Raw genomic sequence first — 1,777 nt, forward strand, 5'->3', positions numbered from 1 at the left:
ACAATTAATAAATTGGATTAATTCCGAAGAATTTCTAATACAATGGTCAGGTAATGCCTTCACATTTCCTTTAGACGAACAGCAATTAGAGAAGTATATAGAAAGTGCAAATACATTCGCTTTCAAAGTGGTAGATGAAGAGACTTCAGACGTTATTGGTCATATTTCGCTTGGGCAAATAGATAATATTAACAAGTCCGCTAGAATTGGAAAAGTATTAGTTGGTAATACGAAGATGAGAGGACGTTCTATAGGAAAACATATGATGAAAGCAGTACTTCATATTGCTTTTGACAAATTAAAACTACATAGAGTAACTCTTGGTGTGTATGATTTTAATACATCGGCCATTTCATGTTACGAAAAAATAGGGTTTGTAAAAGAAGGCTTATTAAGAGAGTCAAAAAGAGTAGGAGAAACGTATTGGAATTTATGGGAAATGAGTATGTTAGAATATGAATGGAAGAAGTAGCAACGATAGTAATTTATAATTATATTATGTTAACGAAAGGGTCTTGGTGGGTATAGTGGATAATAAAACAAAAATAATTTCAATTGCAGCTGTTTCGGGGGGAGGTAAAACTACAATTACAGAAAGATTAAAGCATAAGTTTAAAAACTCAAAAGCTTTATATTTTGATAGTTATACATTTGATAACTGTCCTGCTGATATTTGTAAATGGATTGATGATGGGGCGAATTATGACGAGTGGGTATTAACACCATTAATTCATGATATTGAGCAACTTATACAAAATAATAGCTTAGACTATATTATTATAGATTATCCTTTTGCAAACTTAAATAGTGAGATGCGAAAGTTCATTGATGTAACTATATTTATTGATACGCCTTTAGATATTGCGATGGCTAGAAGGATTTTGCGAGATTTTAAGGAAGGTACAATAGATGAAATACATAATGATTTGGAACATTACATGACATATGCGAGAAAAGCTTATTTAGAGGCAATTCATACTGTTAAGCCAAATTCAGATATCATATTGGATGGTTCTTTATCTGTAAGTGAAATAATTAATCACGCTGTAGAGGAACTTGGCCGAAGAGAAATGATTGTCAATGGTTAAATGTATAACAGATGCTGTTAGGTGGATAATTGAAGTAAGGGAGAGATAAATGTGTACACTTTATTTCAATATAATTGGCAAGTAAGAGATGATTGGTTTAAGTGGTGTGAACAACTTTCAGAGGAAGATTTACTTTGCAAACTGGGGGTATGTTAGAAACATTATTTCATATTGTAGATGTAGAGTATAGTTGGATTAGTGCTCTTCAAGGATAAGAAGATAGAGAACAGCAATTTAAAGATTATCAATCGATTCAAAAAGTGAAAGCGTTATTTAATTTATATAAACGAGAACTTGAAGTTTTTTTGCAGTCATAATTATCTAGCCTAGAATGCTAGCACACTTAAAATAAGACGTATAAAAAGTTAATCATTGTGTGCTTTGATTATATAATGTCGGCGAAATAAATAGTGTGAAGGACAGCTATCTTAACAAGTGTTTCATGTAACGTTCATATACTTTAATTTTTTATAATTAATTAAATTTGAATTTTGTTTGTTGTTAAGAAAAGGTGAGAAGAAAATAAAAAAAGAGGGCTAATGCCCGCTTTTTCTTTTAATTTGGTAATTAATCACAGATTGGTATCCCAAGCACTCTTAGAGCTAATGCTACTTGAAGGGAAATCTCTAATCTAGCAATTTCAATACCAGCTACTGAAAGAACTAAAAAAGGTTGTCCGTTTACAAATA

At 31.2% G+C, this 1,777-nt stretch carries 3 protein-coding genes and 1 pseudogene; 3 read left to right on the forward strand and 1 reads right to left on the reverse strand.

The window, feature by feature from the left end; translation table 11 throughout:
- The 3 genes and pseudogenes from ACQGS6_RS27815 to ACQGS6_RS27825 all read left to right on the forward strand — a co-directional run.
- Positions 1-472 (forward strand): GNAT family N-acetyltransferase (locus tag ACQGS6_RS27815; protein WP_426965984.1); only part of this gene is annotated, 472 nt, incomplete at its 5' end.
- A gap of 46 nt (positions 473-518) precedes the next feature.
- Positions 519-1,088, forward strand: a complete 570-nt coding sequence (locus ACQGS6_RS27820; protein WP_370940960.1) for a hypothetical protein — start codon at positions 519-521, stop codon at positions 1,086-1,088.
- A gap of 51 nt (positions 1,089-1,139) precedes the next feature.
- A pseudogene (locus ACQGS6_RS27825) lies at positions 1,140-1,399 on the forward strand (DinB family protein); the annotation flags it as partial.
- A 256-nt stretch (positions 1,400-1,655) separates the two neighbouring features.
- Here ACQGS6_RS27825 and ACQGS6_RS27830 read toward each other — a convergent pair.
- Positions 1,656-1,777, reverse strand: a 122-nt coding sequence (locus ACQGS6_RS27830; RefSeq protein WP_263704957.1) for a DUF3956 domain-containing protein, incomplete at its 5' end; no start/stop codon positions are given.

The sequence above is a fragment of the Bacillus sp. GMs2/2 genome (assembly GCF_050172095.1).
GTDB lineage: Bacteria > Bacillota > Bacilli > Bacillales > Bacillaceae_G > Bacillus_A > Bacillus_A cereus.